Source organism: Streptomyces sp. NPDC101194 (assembly GCF_044767885.1).
Taxonomy (GTDB): Bacteria; Actinomycetota; Actinomycetes; order Streptomycetales; family Streptomycetaceae; genus Streptomyces.
On the sequence record NZ_JBIWOS010000001.1, the window covers coordinates 1,137,057 to 1,157,267 of the forward strand.

Consider the following 20,211-nt stretch of genomic DNA (forward strand, 5'->3'; position numbering starts at 1 on the left):
ATCAGGTGAGTACGTATCCCGAGGTCCGCACCCTGCCCGTACCCGACGGTCTGGAGGGCGAGCGCATCGACGCCGCCATTTCCCGGATGTTCGGTTTCTCCCGCACCAAGGCCGCCGAACTGGCCGCTGCCGGGAAGGTGCAGGTGGACGGTTCGGTGGTCGGGAAGTCCGAGCGGGTGCGGGGCGGTGCCTGGCTGGAAGTGGAGATGCCGCAGGCACCCGCTCCGGTGCAGATCGTCGCCGAGCCCGTCGAGGGCATGGAGATCGTGCACGACGACGACGACATCGTCGTGATCGTGAAGCCGGTCGGGGTCGCCGCCCACCCGAGCCCCGGCTGGACCGGCACGACCGTCATCGGTGGTCTCGCCGCGGCCGGCTACCGGATCTCCACGTCCGGAGCGGCCGAGCGCCAGGGCATCGTCCACCGTCTCGACGTGGGCACCTCCGGTCTGATGGTCGTCGCCAAGTCCGAGCGTGCCTACACCCTGCTGAAGGCGCAGTTCCGCGACCGGGTCGTCGAGAAGAAGTACCACGCGCTGGTGCAGGGGCACCCGGACCCGATGAGCGGCACCATCGACGCCCCCATCGGGCGCCACCCCAACCTCGACTACAAGTGGGCCGTCACCGCCGACGGAAAGCCCTCCGTGACGCACTACGACCTCATCGAGGCCTACCGTGCCGCCAGCCTTCTGGACATCAAGCTGGAGACGGGCCGCACCCATCAGATCCGGGTGCACATGTCCGCCCACCGCCACCCCTGCGTCGGCGACCTGACCTACGGCGCCGACCCGACGATGGCCAAGCGCCTCGGCCTGACCAGGCAGTGGCTGCACGCCGTCCGGCTCGGCTTCGAGCACCCGGCCGACGGCAGCTGGGTGGAGTTCTCCAGCAAGTACCCCGACGACCTCCAGCATGCCCTGGACAAGATCACCGCGGAGAGCGAGTGAGCGGCACGCCTGCCCCGTACACCACCCGTACGGTCATCGACGAGCGGGACCGTGCCGCCTGTTTCCAGGTCCGCAAGGACGTCTTCGTCGGTGAGCAGAACGTGCCCGAGGAGATCGAGTACGACGCCTACGACGCGGACGCGGTGCATGTGATCGCCGTCGCGGCGGACGGATCGGCGCTCGGTACCGGGCGGCTGCTGCACGGCCCGGCCGCGGCGGCCAGGACCGGCAACCTCGCCGTCGGCTCGCTCGGCCGGCTGGCGGTGATCAAGCGGGCGCGCGGCCTCGGTGTCGGCGTGGCGCTGGTGAGGGCCGTCGAGGACGCGGCCCGTGAGCTGGGTCTGGCCGCCGTCGACCTGCACGCCCAGACCCATGCGCTCGGTTTCTACGAGCGGCTCGGGTACGCGGCGTACGGTCCCGAGTTCCCGGATGCGGGGATTCCGCACCGGTCGATGCGACGCTCTCTGCACGACTAGGGCCTCTCGTCCGGCTCACGCCGGGCCCGATCCGGACGAAAGATCCCGGCGCCGGACCCCGGCGCGGGGTGCTGCTCCGGTCCACCGACGCGGCAGCACCCCGGCGGTCGTCAGGGGCGGTCCGGCAGGCCCCAGCGTGTCCACGTCCCGTTCGACGGCACGTCGCGCGGTTGTGTCCCGGACAGGCGCGCACCGTGCGGAGTGACCACCGCCGTGCCTCCGCGCGGCAGGCTCAGCGCGATCCGTCCCGGTCCGGTCTCCCGCCAGCGCAGCGGCCGCCCGTGTGCGTCGCGCACGTCGATCCGGCCCGTGATCGAGTGGTCCAGGGTCAGCGGGGCGCCCGCTTCGCTGTGCACCCGTACCCAGCGCGTGGCGCCTTTGGAGCGGTCCGCGTCCACGAGGAACGCGCCCTGGGTGCGCAGTGAGGCGATCGACGCGTCCGCCCAGCGGTCCGAGACAGAGGGGAAGACCTTCACGACTCCCTCGTGGCCCTGCACCACCATGTCGAGCATCGACTGGGCCGCGGACAGCGGACTCTCCAGGGCGAGGTTCTTGCCCTCCCGGTACATGGTGTTGACCGTCATCTGACAGTCCGCGACCACCTTCAGATCGGTGAAGAAGGTCAGGAAGTCGAGAGCCTTCTCCGGTTCGTCCATCACCGAGTACATGGACGAGGCGGTGGCGTAGCTGTAACCGTGCCACAACTGCTGCATGGAGACCCAGTGGTCCATGGAGCGCCGCATCACGTCGCGGTCCGCGGCCCGGTCCCAGTTCCGCTCGCGCAGCGGGTGGAGCCAGAGCAGATGCGAGTGGTGCCGGTGCGAGTCGGCGAGCGGGACGTCCCTGCCGATCATGACGCCGGCCACCGGGTCCTCGGCGTACGGGGTGAGCCTGCGGTCGATGTCCTGCCAGCGCTTCAGCCGGGGGTCGTCGTTGCGCAGCAGCTTCGCGGAGGCGATGAGGGTGCGCACGCCCCAGCGGACGAGCGAGAGGTCGTAGGTGCAGTCCGCGGCGTTGGCGTACTCGGGGGAGCGGGTCTCCAGCAGATGCAGCCTGCCGTCGGGGCCCTCGTGCAGGAAGTGCGCGTAGAAGTTGATGGCCTTCGCCAGGATCGGGTACACCACGTCACGCAGGACGGACAGGTCCATCGAGTGCCGGTAGGACTGCCAGACGTTGTGCAGGGCCCAGGTGAGGTTGCCGAAGTTGTCGGAGATGTGGTCCGAGCCCGGGGCGCCGACGTCGTACGTGTCCCCCGCGCGCAGCTGCCAGTCGGAGGGGTGGCCCAGCGCATAGCTCTCGCCGTCGCGGTGGTCGACGGGGACCGAGGCCGGGAGGTTGTGCTCGAAGCGGCGGAAGGCGCCCGTCACCGAGTCGAGTTCGGGGTGGTTGGAGCCGTGGACGGGTGCCATACCGATCTGGACGTTGAGGTTCCACCAGACCGCGGTCCAGTTGTTGCCGACTTCGGGGAACCACGGGCCCCATTCGGAGATCGTCGGGCCCTCGGCCCTGGTCGACGCGGCGAGCTTGTAGAGCTGGATGAGGTAGAAGCTCTGCAGCCGCTTGTCCGGCACGGAGAGGAAGCTGCGCCGGTAGTACGCGTGCCACCAGTCGCGGTGCCGGTCCACCAGCCGGTCGAGGTCGGAGGCGAGGGTGCGGTCCACGGCCCGGAGCGCGGCGGTGGTCGCCTCCGACACCCGGCCGGGAAAGCGGTACACGAGGTGCGCGGCGAGCAGCCGGCCGGTGCCCTCGCGGCGTTCGCGCCAGGCGGTGGTCCAGCCGCCGCCCGCGAGCAGCGGCTGCTCGACGAAGCCGTCGCCGATGCGTGGGTCCGGGTTGGGCGTGTAGTCCTCCGGCTTGCCGCTGTTGCGGGTGGTGGCGGCCTGCAGCCACTGGAAGGACCAGGCGGCGGACTCCTCGCCGGGGGAGGGCCGGGTGGAGATCAGCAGGGCGCCGGTGTCGTTCTGGACGAGGGCGGAGAAGGCCAGCGAGCCGCGGCTGGTGGTGACCGTGCCCCGCAGCTCGGCGTCGTACGGATCCAGGGTCCAGTCGACGCCGGTGATCTCCCCGGCGAGGGTCAGGGTGAAGTACCCGATGGGGAGGCGGGAGAAGCCGATGCCGCCGCGCCACTGACCGCGCTGGTCCTGCACCTGGCTGTGACTGAGCATCAGCTTCAGCGTGTCGGCGGTCTTTCCCGCGTACAGCTGGGCGCCGAGGTAGCCGTTGGCGAGGAAGGGGGCCTGCTGCCAGCCGGTGGGGAGGGTGCGCCAGGTCATGGCAGCGTCGCGGACGGTTCGTTCGTGGACGTCCGCACCCGGGCGGCCCGCCGGGCCGGGGGTGGGCGCAGCCCATGCGGTGGCTGGGCCGGCGAGCCAGAGCGCGGATGTTCCGGCAGCGGCGCCGACGAAATGCCTTCGGGAGAACGCGGTCACGTGGTTTCTCCTGCCAGTCATGTATGTGGTGAGGGTTCTTGTCCCTGAATCACGCACGCCGCATACTGCCCGCCCCGCGGAGGGAGCGGAAGGGGGGTGACCGCATAGACATCGGAGGAATGATCGGCCGATCGGGGCCGTGACGGGGGTGTTGTCTGGATTGTGGGCCTTGCGTGGCAGGCTTGAGGTCCATGTCGGCCGATCAGGGTGGCCGGCTCACCGCGTTCCGGAAGGCACCTCGTGGACCAAATGGCACTGCTCCTCATGCTGTTGCTCGGAGCTGTGGTCACGGTGCCGCTGGGGGAGCGTCTGGGGCTGCCCGCACCGGTGCTGATGACGCTCGCCGGAGTCGGCATGGCGTTCCTCAGCTTCGTACCCAATGTGGACATCCCGCCCGAGATCATTCTTCCCGCGCTGCTGCCGCCGCTGCTCTACGCCTCCGTGCAGCGCACGTCCTGGCGGCAGTTCGCCGCCAATAAACGACCGATCTTTCTGCTGGCCGTGGCGCTGGTCTTCATCACGACGGCCGCCGTCGCCGCCGTGGCCAACGCGATCGTCCCGGGGCTGCCCATCGCCGCCGCAGTGGCGCTCGGAGCGCTCGTCGCCCCGCCCGACCCGGTCGCGGCGACGGCCGTCGCGGGCTCGGTCGGACTGCCGCGCAGGCTCGTCTCCATCCTGGAGGGCGAAGGGCTGTTCAACGACGTGACCGCGATCGTGCTCTACCACGTGGCGATCGCCGCCGCGGTGAGCGGCACGTTCTCACTGCCGAAGGCCTTCGGGCTGCTCATACTCTCCGCGGTCGTGGCCGTGGTCGTGGGCCTCGCGCTCGGCTGGATCACCATCAAGCTCATGGGCCTGCTCGGCGACGCCACGCTCCAGGTCGGTCTCACCCTGCTGGTGCCGTTCGTGAGTTACGTGCTCGCGGAGGAGCTGATGGGATCGGGTGTCCTCGCCGTCCTCACCACCGCGCTCTTCCTCGCCGAGCACACCGCCGACGCCGACGACGTCCTCGGGCGGCTCACCGGCCGCAGCTTCTGGGAGATCGTCGACACCCTCGTCACCGGAGTCGCCTTCGGACTGATCGGCCTCGAACTGCACAACGTCTTCGGGACGTCCGACGGCCGCGAGCTCCAGATGCTCGGCTGGGGTCTGGCCGTCGTCGCGGTCGTCGTCGGTGTACGGCTGCTGTATCTGCTGCCGGCGACCTGGCTCGCCAAGCGGCTGCACACCCGGCGCGACGTCAGTGAGGAGATCCCCACCAGCTGGCGGGAGACCGTCGTCATGTGGTGGTCCGGGATGCGCGGTGTCGCTTCGGTCGCGCTGGCGCTCGCGATCCCGCTGCAGACGGACGACGGGAAGCCGTTCCCGGGACGCGACGAGATCGTCTTCATCGCCTTTGCCGTGATCATGGCCACGCTCGTCGTCCAGGGACTCACCCTGCCGTGGCTGGTCCGCAAGCTCCGGGTCCGGGCCGACACGGACGTCGAGGAGGCGCTGGAGAAGGACCTCGCGATCCGCGCCGCGAAGGCCGCGAAGCAGCGCCTCAAGGAGATCCGGGAGGTCGAGGAGTTCCCGGACGAAGTCGCGGAGCGGCTGCAGCGGTTGGCGTACGACATGGGGGCGCGGATCAGTCCCGACATGGTCGACGAGGAGCGCCGCGAGGCGTATGCGAAGCGCGCCGAGCGCTTCAGGGCGGTCAACCGCGTCCAGCGCGAAATGATGTCGGCCGCCCGCCACGCGGTGCTGTCGGCCCGCAACGAGGCGGGTACGGATCCGGAGGTCGTCGACCGGGTGCTGCGACAGCTGGATGTACGCAGCCTGCGGTGAGGCGGCCGGTCGGCCCGCCGGAGCTGCGGGAACCCGGGCCGGATCAGCCGCGTCCCGTGCGGGGCGACTTGTCACGGTCGGCCGGTTTCTCGTCCGTCGGGTGGGACGGGCGCGGCCACGCGTCATCGGGCGGAAGCGTGGCGGGCGCCGTCGCGATGCGCGGCAACGCGTACGGATGGTGGTCGCGCAGCCAGCCGATGAGCTGCTCCCGGACGGCGCAGCGCACCGTCCAGATGTCGTCCGCGTCCTTCGCCGTGACCACCGCGCGGACCTGGATCGTCGACGGTGTGGTGTCCGTGACCGCCAGGGACCAGTTGCGTCCGTCCCAGGCGGCGCACTCGCCCAGGATGTCCCGCAGCTGCTCGCGCATCGCGGCGACCGGGGCCGAGTGGTCGAGGTGGAAGAAGACCGAGCCGGTCATCTGGGCACCGCCGCGCGACCAGTTCTCGAACGGTTTGCTGGTGAAGTACGAGACCGGCATCGTGATCCGACGCTCGTCCCAGGTCCGTACGGCGAGAAAGGTCAGTGTGATCTCCTCGATCGTGCCCCACTCGCCGTCCACGACCACCGTGTCACCGATGCGCACCATGTCGCCGAACGCGATCTGCAGCCCCGCGAAGAGGTTGCCGAGCGTCGACTGGGCCGCGATGCCCGCGACGATGCCGAGGACACCGGCCGAGGCCAGCATCGAGGTGCCGAACGTCCGCATCGCCGGGAACGTCAGCAGCATCGCGCCGACCGCGACGGTCGCCACGATCGCCGTGACCACCCGCTGGATCAGCGTCACCTGCGTACGGACCCGCCGCACCCGCGCCGGGTCGCGGGTGCTCGCCGCGTACCGGGCGTAGACGGAATCGACCACGGCCGCCGCGATCCGCACCACCAGCCAGGCCGAGGCGCCGATCAGCACCAGCGACAGAATCTGGCCGATCCCCGCCCGGTGGTCGTCGACCGATTCGAGCCGGGTGTGGGTGTACGTGCCCCTCAGCAACGCCGTGCACAGGGTCAGCTGGAGCGGGACCCGGCAGCGCCGCAGCAGACCCCACAGAGGTGTCTCCCGGTGGCGGTCGTCGGTCCGTCTCAGCAGCAGATCGACCAGCCAGCCGACCAGCAGCGTGATCACGACCGCGCCACCGACCACGATCAGCGGACGCAGCACGCTCTCCATCCCGTCGCTCTCCATGCTCTCGACCGTAGCTGGCACCATGGGCCTCATGAACATCATGCTTTTCCACTCGACGTACGGTCTGCGCCCCGCGGTGCACGCTGCCGCCGACCGGCTGCGTGCCGCCGGGCACGAGGTGCACGTGCCCGATCTCTTCGAGGGGCACACCTTCGAGACCGTCGAGGAGGGCCTGGCCTTCAAGGAAGAGGTGGGCAAGGACGAACTGCTCAGGCGGGCCGTGCTGGCCGCCGCGCCCTACTCGGACCGGGGCCTGGTGTACGCCGGGTTCTCCTTCGGCGCGTCCACCGCGCAGACCCTGGCGCTCGGCGACGAGAAGGCGCGCGGCCTGCTGCTGTTCCACGGCACCTCGGACATCGCGGAGAACGCCTCGGTGGACGAACTGCCCGTACAGCTGCATGTGGCCGACCCCGACCCGTTCGAGACGCACGACTGGCTGAACTCCTGGTATCTGCAGATGCAGCGGACCGGTGCCGATGTCGAGATCTACCGCTACCCGGGGGCGGGGCATCTCTTCACGGACCCCGAACTGTCCGACTTCGACCTGGCGTCGGCCGAGCTGGCCTGGAAGGTCTCGCTCGGTTTCCTCGCCACGCTGTGACCGCGCGAAGGGCCCCGCACGCCGCGGGGCCCTTCGTACGGACGGCGGATCAGCCCCGGTAGGCAGTCCAGCTGTCACTCATCCGCTGCACCTGGCCCGGTGTGAACTGGTACATGCACGAGTCGTACGTGTAGTCCATGAAGTTGTGGATCGGGTCGACACCGGTCTTGTTGGTGCAGGTGTCGCGTCCGGTCGGGCAGGCGTACGCCGCGCTCGCCTCGGCCGGGGTGTCGGCGACGTAGTCGCCGTTGCCGTTACAACCGCCCTGGAAGGTGTGGTACAGCCCCATCCAGTGGCCGACCTCGTGGGTGGCGGTGTCGCCCTCGTTGTAGTTGGTGGCCGACCCGCCGGGCAGCGAGGCGTCCAGGATGACGACGCCGTCCATGCTCGGGCTGGACGTGTACGAGCTGGGGAAGGTGGCCCAGCCCAGCAGGCCGCCGCCGAGGTTGGCGGTGTAGATGTTGAGCGCGTTCTTGCCGCCCTTGCGCAGCGTCGACTTCATCGACTTCTCGGCGGCGGAGCCCGACGAGAGGTTGTACCAGGAGGCGTTGTCCGTGTAGTCGGTGCCGGCCAGCGAGAACTGGAAGCCGGAGTTGGTGTTGCCGGTGCCCTGGCCGCTGTAGGCCGCGTTCAGCACGTTCATCTGGCTGCTGATGTTGCTCGCGGTGAGCTTGCCGGTGGTGCCGGAGTGGATGACGTGGAAGTAGACCGGGATGGTCGCTCCGGCGGCGAGCGTGGGGCCGCTCACCCGGCGGTCCGCGAGTCTCTCCTTGAGCTGCGTGTCGATGGCCTTGGCCTGGGCCGCGGTCAGTTCATTGGGGTCCGCGGCGTGCTTGGTGCCCGTGGGGCGGGCCGCGCGGGCGGTGGCGCCGGCGCTCGTCCCGCTCGCGCACTTCTCGGCGGACGCGGTGGACGCGGCGGAGGTGGACGTCTTTGCGGCAGCGGTGCCGGCGGTGGCGGAGAGCGGTGCTATGGCCAGAGTTCCGGCCAGGACGGCGGTGCCGATCGCACGGTTACGCATACGCGGCGATATACGGGCAAGAGTGCGCACAGGGACTCCTCGCGGATGTGTGGGGGAGGGATTTCCTCACCCGCCGCCGGGAGATTACGTGCGCATGTCAGATCTTGAAGAGAATTGATCAAGCCCAATCAATCATGGGGCAAAACGGGAAAGCTGGAAGAAATAATTCTGTGTGTTCCAGAGTTTGAGACGTCGACGTAACGTCCCGCGTCACCCCGGCGGGCGGTGTGTCCCCATTGGGGTCGGGAGACACACCACCCGCCGTAGTGACGTAATACGCCGTCAACATGGCCTGGAGTGGCCGAAAACGAATCCTCAGCGCACCGGCTGGTTCACCCGCTCGACCTTCTGGGTTCCGCTGAGCGTCCGGTAGGAACGTGTCCAGGCGGCGGTCGCGTCCCGCTTCGTCCGGTCGGAGACCACGTAGTAGTCCATCTGCGAGCGCTCGGCGGTGACGTCGAGGACGCCGTAGCCGTGCGAGTCCATGTCCACCCACTTCACATGGCGGTTGGCCGCCTTGACCGCCGCGCCCGCGACCACCGAGAGGGTCCCCGGTGCGACATGCAGGATGTCGTCCAGGTTGTCCGAGGTCACCGATGTCACCACGAACTCGGTGGCGGCCGAGGCCGAGAGCGGATACGTCGCCGCCTTCACCGGTACGTCATTGGCCCACGCCATGTGGATGTCGCCGGTCAGGAAGACCGTATTGGTGATCGACCGGTCCCGCAGATGCGTGATCAGCTCCTTGCGGTCGTCCGTGTAGCCGTCCCACTGGTCGACGTTGACGGCGAGCCCCTCCTTGGGCAGCCCCAGCATCTCGGCCAGCGGCCCCAGCAGATGCGCGGGTACGGAACCGAAGGCGACCGGCGAGATCATCACCGAGGTGCCGACCAGCTTCCACGTGGCGTCCGAGCCGGCCAGGCCCGACTTCAGCCAGTCCAGTTGGGCCCGGCCGGTGATCGTGCGATCCGGGTCGTCGACCGAGCCGTTGCCGATCGTCGACTGCTGGGAGCGGAAGCTGCGCAGATCGAGGAGGTGGAGATCGGCCAGGTTGCCGAAGCGCAGCCGCCGGTAGACGGTGCCCTCGGTGGAGGTGCGGACCGGCATCCACTCGAAGTACGCCTGCTTGGCCCCCGCGACCCGGTCGGCCCAGGCGCCCTCCGTGCCCGGCGTGTGGTTCTCGGCCCCGCCCGACCAGGCGTCGTTGGCGAACTCGTGGTCGTCCCAGATCGCGATCACCGGGTGGGCGGCGTGCAGCGCCTGGAGGTCGGTGTCCGTCTTGTAGTTGCCGTGCCGGGTGCGGTAGTCGGCGAGGGTGAGTATCTCGTGCCGCGGCTCGTGCGGCCGCACGACGTACTTCGCGGCCGGGTAACTGCCCGAGGCGTACTCGTAGATGTAGTCGCCGAGGTGCAGCACCGCGTCGAGATCGGCGCGGGCGGCGAGATGCCGGTACGGGGAGAAGAACCCGGCCTCCCAGTTGGCGCACGAGACCACCCCGAAGCGCACACCGGGCGTGGCGGCCCCCGCCGCGGGCGCGGTGCGGGTGCGGCCCGTCGGCGACCAGGTCCGCGTGCCGTCGCCCGCCGAGAAGCGGAACCAGTACGTGGTGGCCGGGCCCAGGCCCCGTACATCGGCCTTCACGGTGTGGTCGGACGCGGCACTCGCGACGGTGGAACCCTGCGCGACGACCCGGGCGAACTCCTTGTCCTCGGCGACCTCCCAGCGCACCGCCGTATCGACGCCACAGCCGGAGCCGGGCACGGCGTCGGGGGTCGGGGTGACCCGGGTCCACAGGAGTATGCCGTCGGGCAGGGGGTCGCCGGAGGCGACACCGTGCAGGAAGGCGGGTCCGTCCGCGGCACGCGCGGTGGTGGCGGAACCCAGCACGGGGGCCATGACGGCGCCGGCGGCAGCGGCCTTGACGACCGTGCGGCGGCTGGGAGCGGAGAGCGGCGAAGGAGCGTGTCGACTGGTCACGGAGCAGAACCCTACTGACCGGTACGGCGAACGGGCAGGCGAATGAAGGAAGTTCGCCCGCCCGTCGAAAAGCCGCAGCCAGGGGTTCGCCGGCCGGACGGGGCCCGTCCGGCCCCGTCCGTCGGAGGTCCTATCCCTTCAGCGCGGCGGTGATCGCGGTGTTGAAGTCGGCCACCGTCATCGGAGCGTTCTCGCTCTTTCCGTCGGTGAGCGTCTTGCCGTCCATCTTCAGCGTCGGGGTGCCCCTCACCCCGCTCTTGTCGAACGCGGCGGACATCTTCATCGCCCAGCTGTCGTACGTACCGTCCTCGACGTCCTTCTGGAACGCCTTGTTGCCCTTCAGCGCGTCCACCGAGTCGGCGATCTTGATCAGATACGCGTCGTCCTTGAACTTGTCGTCGGTCTCCTCCGGGTGGTACTTCGCGGAGTAGAGCGCGTACTTGTAGTCGAGGAAGGCCTCCGGGCTGACATTGAGCGCCGCGCCGAGCGCGCTCAGCGCGTTCTTCGAGCCCTCGCCGTTGGAGGCGTTGTCGATGAACGTGGCACCGACGTACTTGATCTTGTACTTCCCGGCGTCGACGTCCTTGTGCACCGTCTCGCCGATGGTCTGCTCGAACGTGGCGCAGATCGGGCAGCGCGAGTCCTCGTAGAGCTCCAGGGTCTTCTTGGCGGTCGACTTGCCGATGACGACGGTCGTGCCGTTCTCGCCCGAGGTGTTCTTGGGCGCCGTCACGCTCTTCGCGTCCTTGGCCGCCTCCCAGTGGGACGGCTTGTTCAGCTGCATGACACCCCAGCTGGCGGCGCCGACGACGGCCAGTGCGCCGACGATCGAGACGCCGACGACGATCTGCCTGCGGGCCTTGTCCTTCTTGGCCTGGCGCTCGCGCTCGGCGCGCAGACGCTCGCGGGCCGCCGCCTTGTTTGCCTGGCTGTTGCGCTTGCTCATGTTCGTTTCTCCATGGGTGTGGGTGGTACGTCGTCGGGGATGTGCGTGCTCAGGCGATGGCGCAGGCCGAGCGCGGCGGTCCCCTCCGTCCCACGGAGTGCACGAGCAGACGGGCGGGTGCGAGCGGGTGCGGGCCACATCCGGCGGGACGCGCCTCGCGTCGTACGGAGTGGCGGGCCGTACCCACCACGGCGACCGCGATCAGCAGCGGCCGGAACGCCAGGACCGCGGCCGCGCGCAGCAGGCCGGCGAGCGCCGACTCGCCGCGCCGCAGCCAGGCCGCGGCGAGCAGCCCGACCGTCACATGGGCGGCGAGCAGCAGCCACGGCACCGCGGGACCCGGGGAGGCCAGCAGAGCGGCCGTCGTGTGTCCGGCACCGGTGACCGTGGCGAACGGGGTGCCGACGTCACCGACCCGGGCCGCACCTGCGCCGACGTCGCCGCCGCCGCACAGCACATCGACGCCGACCGAGCGCAGCGGGCCCGCGATCGGGCCGCCCGCCGCTCCGTAACAGAGGTGCTGGCCGGTGGTGAAGACGGTGTCGGCGACCAGCTCCAGCGGGATCAGCAGCCCGGCGATCGATCCGAAGCCGCGCTCCCGGCCGGCCAGCGCGTACGCCACGGCGAAGACGGCACCGGCCAGCAGCGCGACGACGTTCAGCGGCAGCGCGACCCGGGAGAGCAGCACATGGGACGCCGAGGAGAGCGTCACGACGAGCGCTGTGAAAAGCGCCGCGCGAACGACTCTGAGCTGCGTCCCGGATATGTCCATCGTCGAGGAGTGTCGCATGCGAACCTGTAGGCGTCCCCCGAAGGGGCGCGAACGGTTCCGCGCGAGGGGCCTACAGCCCCGGAATCCGGCCGTTGCGGAAGAGATCGACGAAGATCTGGTGGTCGGCGCGGGCCCTGGCGCCGTAGCTGTGGGCGAAGTCCACCAGCAGGTCGGCGAAGCCCTCCTCGTCCGCCGCGATCGCCGCGTCGATCGCCCGTTCCGTGGAGAACGGCACCAGCGAGTGGCCGCTCTCGTCGTCGGCCGCGGAGTGCATCGTCGCCGTCGCCCGGCCGAGGTCGGCGACGACCGCGGCGATCTCCTCCGGCTCGTCGATGTCGGACCAGTCCAGGTCGACCGCGTACGGGGACACCTCGGCGACCAGCTGTCCGGCCCCGTCCAGCTCGGTCCAGCCCAGCCACGGGTCGGCGTGCGCCTGCAGGGCGCGCTGCGAGATGACCGTGCGGTGTCCCTCGTGCTGGAAGTAGTCGCGCACGGCCGCGTCGGTGATGTGCCGGGAGACGGCGGGGGTCTGCGCCTGCTTGAGATAGATCACCACATCGTTCTCCAGGGCGTCGCTGTTGCCCTCCAGGAGGATGTTGTAGGAGGGCAGACCGGCCGAACCGATGCCGATGCCGCGACGGCCGACGACATCCTTCACCCGGTAGGAGTCGGGGCGCGTCAGGCTCGATTCCGGCAGCGTCTCCAGATAGCCGTCGAAGGAGGCCAGCACCTTGTAGCGCGTCGCCGCGTCCAGATCGATCGAGCCGCCGCCCGCCGCGAACCGGCGCTCGAAGTCCCGGATCTCCGTCATCGAGTCCAGCAGCGAGAACCGGGTCAGCGACCGGGCGTCGCGCAGCGCGTCCAGCAGCGGGCCCTCGGCCGTGTCCAGGGTGAAGGGCGGCACCTCGTCGTTCTTCGCGCCCGACGACAGGGCGTGGATCCGCTCGCGGTAGGCCGCCGCGTAGATCCGGACCAGCTCGGTGATCTGGTCGTCACCCAGCGCCTTCGCGTACCCGATCAGCGCGACGGAGGCGGCGAACCGCTTGAGGTCCCAGGTGAACGGGCCGACGTACGCCTCGTCGAAGTCGTTCACATTGAAGACCAGCCGGCCGTTGGCGTCCATGTACGTGCCGAAGTTCTCCGCGTGGAGATCGCCGTGGATCCACACCCGGCCGGTCCGCTCGTCCAGATACGGGCCGCCGTGCCGCTCCCGCTCCAGGTCGTCGTAGAACAGGCACGCCGTGCCCCGGTAGAAGGCGAACGCGGAGCCCGCCATCTTGCGGAACTTGACCCGGAAGGCAGCCGGATCGGCGGCCAGCAGATCCCCGAACGCCGTGTCGAAGACCTCAAGAATCTGCTCCCCGCGCTGCGCCGCGCCGGTCTGCGCTTCCGACATCTGTGGGTGCCTCCTGGTACCTGACGTGCATGAACAAAGGGGACGGGCTTCTCAGCCCCTTCAACGCGCGACCGCACCCGGGAGTGCCCCTCGATCGCCGGCTCGGAGACGTAGACTTCCACGCTGTCCCCCCAGTCAGTCATCGCCCGTTTCCCGGAGGCACAGCGCCGTGACCAAGCCGCCCTTCACGCACCTTCACGTCCACACCCAGTACTCGCTGCTGGACGGTGCCGCGCGGCTCAAGGACATGTTCAACGCGTGCAATGAGATGGGCATGTCGCACATCGCGATGACGGACCACGGCAACCTGCACGGGGCGTACGACTTCTTCCACTCGGCCCAGAAGGCGGGTGTCACACCGATCATCGGGATCGAGGCGTATGTCGCGCCGGAGTCGCGCAAGCACAAGCGGAAGATCCAGTGGGGGCAGCCGCACCAGAAGCGCGACGACGTCTCGGGTTCGGGCGGTTACACCCACAAGACGATCTGGGCGGCGAACTCGACGGGGCTGCACAACCTCTTCCGGCTGTCGTCGGACGCGTACGCGGAGGGCTGGCTGCAGAAGTGGCCGCGTATGGACAAGGAGACCATCGCCCAGTGGTCCGAGGGGCTGATCGCCTCGACCGGCTGCCCCTCGGGCGAGGTGCAGACACGGCTGCGGCTCGGTCAGTTCGACGAGGCGGTCCAGGCGGCCTCGGACTACAAGGACATCTTCGGTGAGGGCAAGTACTTCCTGGAGCTGATGGACCACGGCATCGAGATCGAGCGCCGGGTCCGTGACGGGCTCCTCGAAATCGGCAAGAAGCTGAACATCCCGCCGCTGGTGACCAACGACTCGCACTACACCTACGCCCACGAGGCGACCGCGCACGACGCGCTGCTGTGCATCCAGACCGGCAAGAACCTCTCCGACCCGGACCGCTTCCGCTTCGACGGCACCGGCTACTACCTCAAGACCACCGACGAGATGTACGCCGTCGACTCCTCCGACGCCTGGCAGGAGGGCTGCGCCAACACGCTGCTGGTCGCGCAGCAGATCGACACCGCCGGGATGTTCGAGAAGCGCGACCTGATGCCGAAGTTCGACATCCCGGACGGCTACACGGAGATCACCTGGTTCCAGGAGGAGGTCCGGGTCGGCATGAACCGGCGCTTCCCGGGCGGAGTCCCCGATGACCGGCAGAAGCAGGCCGAGTACGAGATGGACGTCATCATCCAGATGGGGTTCCCGGGGTACTTCCTGGTGGTCGCGGACTTCATCATGTGGGCGAAGAACAACGGCATCGCGGTCGGCCCCGGCCGAGGTTCCGCGGCCGGTTCGATCGTGGCGTACGCGATGGGGATCACCGACCTCGACCCCATCGAGCACGGGCTGATCTTCGAGCGGTTCCTCAACCCCGAGCGCGTCTCCATGCCCGATGTCGACATCGACTTCGACGAGCGTCGGCGCGTCGAAGTGATCAGGTACGTGACGGAGAAGTACGGCGCCGACAAGGTCGCCATGATCGGCACGTACGGCAAGATCAAGGCGAAGAACGCCATCAAGGACTCCGCCCGCGTCCTCGGTTACCCGTACGCGATGGGAGACCGGCTCACCAAGGCCATGCCCGCCGACGTCCTCGGCAAGGGCATCGACCTCAACGGCATCACCGACCCCAAGCACCCGCGCTACAGCGAGGCGGGCGAGATCCGGGGGATGTACGAGAACGAGCCGGACGTGAAGAAGGTCATCGACACGGCGAAGGGTGTCGAGGGCCTGGTGAGGCAGATGGGTGTGCACGCCGCGGGCGTGATCATGTCCAGCGAGCCGATCGTCGACCATGCCCCGGTCTGGGTGCGGCACACCGACGGCGTCACCATCACGCAGTGGGACTACCCGCAGTGCGAGTCGCTCGGCCTGCTGAAGATGGACTTCCTCGGCCTGCGCAACCTCACCATCATGGACGACGCCGTCAAGATGGTGGAGTCCAACAAGGGCGTCAAGCTGGACCTGCTCAGCCTCCCGCTGGACGACCCGAAGACCTACGAACTGCTCTGCCGCGGCGACACGCTCGGCGTGTTCCAGTTCGACGGCGGCCCGATGCGCTCGCTGCTGCGCCAGATGCAGCCCGACAACTTCGAGGACATCTCCGCCGTCTCGGCCCTGTACCGGCCGGGCCCGATGGGCATGAACTCGCACACGAACTACGCCGAGCGCAAGAACGCCCGGCAGGAGATCACGCCGATCCACCCGGAGCTGGAGGAGCCGCTCAAGGAGACGCTCGGCCTGACCTACGGCCTGATCGTCTACCAGGAGCAGGTGCAGAAGGCCGCCCAGATCATCGCCGGATACTCGCTCGGCGAGGCCGACATCCTGCGCCGCGTGATGGGCAAGAAGAAGCCCGAGGAACTGGCGAAGAACTTCGTCCTCTTCCAGGAGGGCGCCAAGAAGAACGGCTACTCGGACGCGGCGATCCAGGCGCTCTGGGACGTCCTGGTGCCGTTCGCCGGATACGCGTTCAACAAGGCGCACTCCTCCGCGTACGGACTGGTCACCTACTGGACCGCGTACCTGAAGGCGAACTACCCGGCCGAGTACATGGCGGCTCTGCTGACCTCGGTCAAGGACGACAAGGACAAGTCGGCGGTCTATCTCAACGAGTGCCGTCGCATGGGCATCAAGGTGCTGCCGCCCAATGTCAACGAGTCCCTGTCGAACTTCGCCGCACAGGGCGACGACGTGATCCTCTTCGGCCTCACGGCCGTCCGCAACGTGGGCCAGAACGTCGTCGACTCGATCATCCGGTGCCGCAAGGCGAAGGGGAAGTACAGCAGCTTCCCCGACTTCCTGGACAAGGTCGAGGCGGTCGTCTGCAACAAGCGCACCGTCGAGTCACTGATCAAGGCCGGCGCCTTCGACGAGATGGGCCACACCCGCAAGGGGCTGGTCGCCCATCACGAGCCGATGATCGACAACGTGGTGCAGGTCAAGCGCAAGGAGGCCGAGGGGCAGTTCGACCTCTTCGGCGGGATGGGCGAGGAAGAGAGCGACGAGCCGGGCTTCGGGCTCGACGTGGAGTTCTCCGACATCGAGTGGGAGAAGTCCTACCTGCTGGCGCAGGAGCGCGAGATGCTCGGCCTGTACGTCTCCGACCATCCGCTCTTCGGCCTGGAGCACGTGCTGTCCGACAAGGCCGACGCCTCGATCTCGCAGCTGACCGGCGGGGAGCACGCCGACGGCGCGATCGTCACCGTGGGCGGCATCATCTCCGGTCTCCAGCGGAAGATGACCAAGCAGGGCAATGCCTGGGCCATCGCCACGGTCGAGGACCTGGCCGGTTCCATCGAGTGCATGTTCTTCCCCGCCACGTACCAGCTGGTCTCCACCCAGCTCGTCGAGGACACCGTCGTCTTCGTCAAGGGACGCCTCGACAAGCGCGAGGACGTGCCCCGCCTCGTCGCCATGGAGATGCAGGTCCCCGACATCTCGTCGGCCGGCACCAACGCCCCCGTGGTCCTGACCATCCCCACGGTCAAGATCACCCCGCCCATGGTCAGCCGCCTCGGCGAGGTTCTCAGCAACCACAGAGGAGACACCGAGGTGCGGATCAAGCTCCAGGGCCCCCGCAAGACCACGGTGCTCCGGCTCGACCGGCACCGGGTGAAGCCCGATCCGGCGCTCTTCGGTGACCTGAAGGTGCTGCTCGGCCCGTCCTGCCTGGCCGGCTGAGCCGGTTCACCGCCGACGTACGAGAGGGGCGCCCCGCGAACGCGGGAGCGCCCCTCTCGGTCATCCGGCCGGTGTCCGGGCCGGGGCCGGCGGTCCGCCCGGTCAGTTGTGGCCGAAGCGCCGCTGGTGCTTACGAGCAACATCGGCAGGGCTGCCCTGGGCCTGCGACTGAGGCTGTATCTGCGACTCGTACGCGGTCGACTTGTTCTCTTCCGCACCGTGCTCCGGACTGGTGGCACGGTTCTGTCGGCTGCCCTGCTTGCGGTTCTTGTTCTTGGCCATGGTGTTCCTCCTGTGGGGACTCTCGGGGCCAGGACCGCGTTCAGATTCACATAATGGTGTAAAGCATGCATGTTGGATCATTACCGTGCGTAGTGATCGGGTATCATGCGCCGTTTTCCGGATCCGCCACGCCGATGATCGAGTTCCGGCCGTCAACCCCTGCGTGGTCGGGCAGACTCGACGGAAACCCTTGGCAAAGACCGCACCCGAACTTCTGGAAGAGGGTGGAACGCGTGGACCGTTGCGTCGTCCTGGTGGACGCCGGCTATCTGCTGGGCGCGGCAGCGAGCCTGCTGGCCGGAGAGCCCGCCCGTTCCCGCATCACCGTCGACCACGCGGCCCTCATCCGGGGCCTGCGCGAGCTGGCCGAGGCCGACACGCAGCAGCCGCTGCTGCGGATCTACTGGTTCGACGGAGCCCCCGACCGGGTACCGCAGCCCGAGCATCGCAGGCTGCGTGTGATGCCCCGGGTGACCGTCCGGCTCGGCGCTCTCACCCGCAGCGACGGGCGCTGGGCGCAGAAGGGCGTCGACGCCGCGATGCACGCCGAACTCACCGAACTGGCCAGGAACCGGGCCTGCTCCGACGTGGTGCTGGTGACCGGCGACGGTGATCTGCTGCCCGGCCTGATGTCCGCCAAGGAACACGGCGTCGCCGTCCATCTGTGGGCCGTCCAGGCCGCCGACGGCGACTACAACCAGTCCGAGGACCTGGTCGCCGAGGCCGATGAACGCAGGGTGCTCGACCGGGCCTGGATCACCGGGGCCGTAGGTGCCAAGGAGATCGGCGGCATCTGCGCCCCACCGCCCGCTCCCCGCCCGGAGATCGCCGCGATCCTCTCCGCACCGCTGCCCGAGGCGGCCCTCGCAGCCTCCGCCGAGCGGGCCGCGGAGGCCCGGGCGACGGACGCCGCCGACAGCGCCGCCGCACCGCCCGAGGAGAGCCCCGCCGCCGACCGGCCGGGCCCGGGCGGAAGGGGTGTCCCCACCCCCAAGGACCTGGCAGGCACCCTGCGCGGCCCCGGTACCCAGCCGGCCCACCAGTCCCCGCAGCCCTCGCCCGCCAACGCGACCCTGCGCTGGTCCTCCGACAAGGGCTGGATGGAGCGCGGCGGACCTCTGGGCGAACCCGCCGAAACCGCGTCCCTCCCGACGCTGGCCCAGCTCACCAGCGCCGAGCAGCGCTGGGCTGACCGTGAGGAGGACATCACCACCGTCGGCGGCGACCCCTTCGAGGTGGGTCAGGTCTTCGCCCGCCGCTGGATGGAGCGGCTGCCGGAGAACACCCATCTGCAGAAGCTGTCGACCATGTATCCGCGCATCCCGCACCGCATCGACGGCGAACTGCTGCGGTACGCGGCACGGTTCGGCCTGCTCGCCCACAAGGACGACCAGATCGACGAGCACGACCGCTATGCGATCCGCGCCGGGTTCTGGCGGGAGATCGATGTACGGGCCGCGGCGGAGCACGCCCCGCCGGCGGAGCGGACGAGCCTGTCCGGCGACTGACGGGGCGGCGGGCCCGCCGACCTGGCATCCCCGTCCGGTGAATGCGGCGCCGATGCCCGACCGGCACGGCCCCGAGCGCGATCCGGGGCGTCCGACCCCGTACTCTCATACCTCGTGAGTACGGGCACAGCACAGGCGCAGACGGCGACCGGGACCGTGTGCGTGGTGCGTGATCTGGTCAAGACCTATCCCGCCGCCCGCAGCCGGCGCGGGGCACCCGCCACACCCGAGGTGCGCGCCACCGACGGGATCAGCCTGGAAGTGCGGCGCGGCGAGATCTTCGGACTCCTCGGACCCAACGGCGCGGGGAAATCCACCCTGGTACGACAGCTCACCGGGCTGATGCGGCCCGACTCCGGCAGCGTCGACGTGCTGGGCCACGATCTCGTCCGCCACCCCGAGCGGGCCTCCCGGCTGATCGGGTACCTCGGGCAGGAGTCCACCGCACTCGACGAACTGACCGTGGCGCTCGCCGCCGAGACCACCGGGCGACTGCGCGGCCTCGCGGTACGGGAGGCCCGCGCCGAACGCGACGCCGTGCTCGACGAACTCGGCCTCACCGAGATCGCGGGGCGCCCCCTGAAGAAGCTCTCCGGCGGGCAGCGGCGGCTGGCCTGCTTCGCCGCCGTGCTGGTCGGCGAGCGGCCGGTGCTGGTGCTGGACGAGCCGACGACCGGGATGGACCCCGTCGCGCGGCGCGCCGTGTGGGCCGCCGTGGACCGCCGCCGGGCCGAGTGCGGCACCACGGTGCTGCTCGTCACCCACAACGTCATCGAGGCCGAGACGGTTCTCGACCGGGTCGCCGTGATCGAACGCGGCAAGGTCATCGCCTGCGACACGCCGACCGGACTCAAGGAACGGGTCGCCGGCGAGGTCCGGGTCGAGCTGGTGTGGCGCGAACGCGCGCCCCTGGAGGTGCCGGAGGTGGCCGCGCTGCGCGGTTCGGCCCAGGAGTCCGGGCGGCGCTGGGTGCTGCGGCTCGGCCCCGACGAGGCACGGGCCGCGGTCGCCGCGGTGACCGGTGGCGCGGCCTTCGCCGCACTCGACGACTTCACGCTGGCGACACCCAGTCTGGAGGACGTCTATCTCGCCCTCGGCGGGGACATGACCATGGGGCTGGTGAAGTCATGAGCGGGA

15 protein-coding genes are annotated in these 20,211 nt (G+C 69.4%); 7 read left to right on the forward strand and 8 right to left on the reverse strand.

Features of this window, described 5'->3' with window-relative positions:
- Positions 1 to 5: 5 nt before the first annotated feature.
- Positions 6 to 947: an RluA family pseudouridine synthase gene (locus ACIRP2_RS04980; RefSeq protein ID WP_404246601.1), complete on the forward strand. Its 942-nt coding sequence runs from the start codon at positions 6 to 8 to the stop codon at positions 945 to 947.
- Entirely contained in the window at positions 944 to 1,423 is a 480-nt protein-coding gene (locus tag ACIRP2_RS04985; protein ID WP_404246603.1) for a GNAT family N-acetyltransferase, read from the forward strand. The genes ACIRP2_RS04980 and ACIRP2_RS04985 overlap by 4 nt, the downstream gene beginning before the upstream one ends.
- Before the next feature lie 110 nt (positions 1,424 to 1,533).
- Here the strand turns inward: ACIRP2_RS04985 and ACIRP2_RS04990 are convergent, their stop codons facing one another.
- Complete coding sequence (locus ACIRP2_RS04990) at positions 1,534 to 3,852, reverse strand: glycosyl hydrolase family 95 catalytic domain-containing protein (protein WP_404246605.1); 2,319 nt, start codon at positions 3,850 to 3,852, stop codon at positions 1,534 to 1,536.
- Between the two features lie 240 nt (positions 3,853 to 4,092).
- Here ACIRP2_RS04990 and ACIRP2_RS04995 point away from each other — a divergent pair, with 240 nt between their 5' ends.
- Positions 4,093 to 5,679 (forward strand): Na+/H+ antiporter, encoded by a 1,587-nt coding sequence (locus ACIRP2_RS04995; protein ID WP_404246607.1) that lies wholly within the window; start codon positions 4,093 to 4,095, stop codon positions 5,677 to 5,679.
- A gap of 43 nt (positions 5,680 to 5,722) precedes the next feature.
- Here the strand turns inward: ACIRP2_RS04995 and ACIRP2_RS05000 are convergent, their stop codons facing one another.
- Positions 5,723 to 6,847, reverse strand: a complete 1,125-nt coding sequence (locus tag ACIRP2_RS05000) for a mechanosensitive ion channel family protein (protein WP_404247177.1) — start codon at positions 6,845 to 6,847, stop codon at positions 5,723 to 5,725.
- Between the two features lie 37 nt (positions 6,848 to 6,884).
- On the opposite strand from ACIRP2_RS05000, the gene ACIRP2_RS05005 reads away from it, so the two are divergent.
- The gene (locus tag ACIRP2_RS05005) at positions 6,885 to 7,463 is read left to right on the forward strand and encodes a dienelactone hydrolase family protein (RefSeq protein WP_404247179.1); all 579 of its coding nucleotides are present in this window, start codon (positions 6,885 to 6,887) and stop codon (positions 7,461 to 7,463) included.
- 49 nt (positions 7,464 to 7,512) lie between these two features.
- Here ACIRP2_RS05005 and ACIRP2_RS05010 read toward each other — a convergent pair whose 3' ends face one another.
- From ACIRP2_RS05010 to ACIRP2_RS05030, 5 genes are all read right to left on the reverse strand, one after another.
- The gene (locus ACIRP2_RS05010; RefSeq protein ID WP_404246609.1) at positions 7,513 to 8,484 is read right to left on the reverse strand and encodes a zinc metalloprotease; all 972 of its coding nucleotides are present in this window, start codon (positions 8,482 to 8,484) and stop codon (positions 7,513 to 7,515) included.
- Positions 8,485 to 8,799: 315 nt separating this feature from the next.
- Positions 8,800 to 10,461: an alkaline phosphatase D family protein gene (locus tag ACIRP2_RS05015; RefSeq protein ID WP_404246611.1), complete on the reverse strand. Its 1,662-nt coding sequence runs from the start codon at positions 10,459 to 10,461 to the stop codon at positions 8,800 to 8,802.
- A gap of 130 nt (positions 10,462 to 10,591) precedes the next feature.
- Positions 10,592 to 11,407 (reverse strand): DsbA family protein, encoded by an 816-nt coding sequence (locus ACIRP2_RS05020; RefSeq protein WP_404246613.1) that lies wholly within the window; start codon positions 11,405 to 11,407, stop codon positions 10,592 to 10,594.
- A 49-nt stretch (positions 11,408 to 11,456) separates the two neighbouring features.
- Positions 11,457 to 12,179, reverse strand: coding sequence for a hypothetical protein (locus tag ACIRP2_RS05025; RefSeq protein ID WP_404246615.1), 723 nt, complete (start codon positions 12,177 to 12,179; stop codon positions 11,457 to 11,459).
- 70 nt (positions 12,180 to 12,249) lie between these two features.
- Positions 12,250 to 13,575, reverse strand: a complete 1,326-nt coding sequence (locus ACIRP2_RS05030) for a DUF2252 domain-containing protein (protein ID WP_404246617.1) — start codon at positions 13,573 to 13,575, stop codon at positions 12,250 to 12,252.
- Between the two features lie 169 nt (positions 13,576 to 13,744).
- On the opposite strand from ACIRP2_RS05030, the gene dnaE reads away from it, so the two are divergent.
- Positions 13,745 to 17,284: a DNA polymerase III subunit alpha gene (gene dnaE, locus ACIRP2_RS05035; RefSeq protein WP_404246619.1), complete on the forward strand. Its 3,540-nt coding sequence runs from the start codon at positions 13,745 to 13,747 to the stop codon at positions 17,282 to 17,284.
- Between the two features lie 102 nt (positions 17,285 to 17,386).
- Here dnaE and ACIRP2_RS05040 read toward each other — a convergent pair whose 3' ends face one another.
- On the reverse strand, positions 17,387 to 17,566 hold the full coding sequence (locus tag ACIRP2_RS05040; RefSeq protein WP_404246621.1) for a hypothetical protein: 180 nt from the start codon (positions 17,564 to 17,566) through the stop codon (positions 17,387 to 17,389).
- Positions 17,567 to 17,790: 224 nt separating this feature from the next.
- Between ACIRP2_RS05040 and ACIRP2_RS05045 the strand changes: the two genes are divergently transcribed.
- Together ACIRP2_RS05045 and ACIRP2_RS05050 are read left to right on the forward strand one after the other, a co-directional pair.
- Positions 17,791 to 19,074, forward strand: a complete 1,284-nt coding sequence (locus ACIRP2_RS05045) for an NYN domain-containing protein (protein ID WP_404246623.1) — start codon at positions 17,791 to 17,793, stop codon at positions 19,072 to 19,074.
- Between the two features lie 156 nt (positions 19,075 to 19,230).
- A complete protein-coding gene (locus ACIRP2_RS05050) occupies positions 19,231 to 20,205 on the forward strand; it encodes an ABC transporter ATP-binding protein (protein WP_404247181.1) in 975 nt (324 codons plus the stop codon).
- Positions 20,206 to 20,211 lie beyond the last annotated feature (6 nt).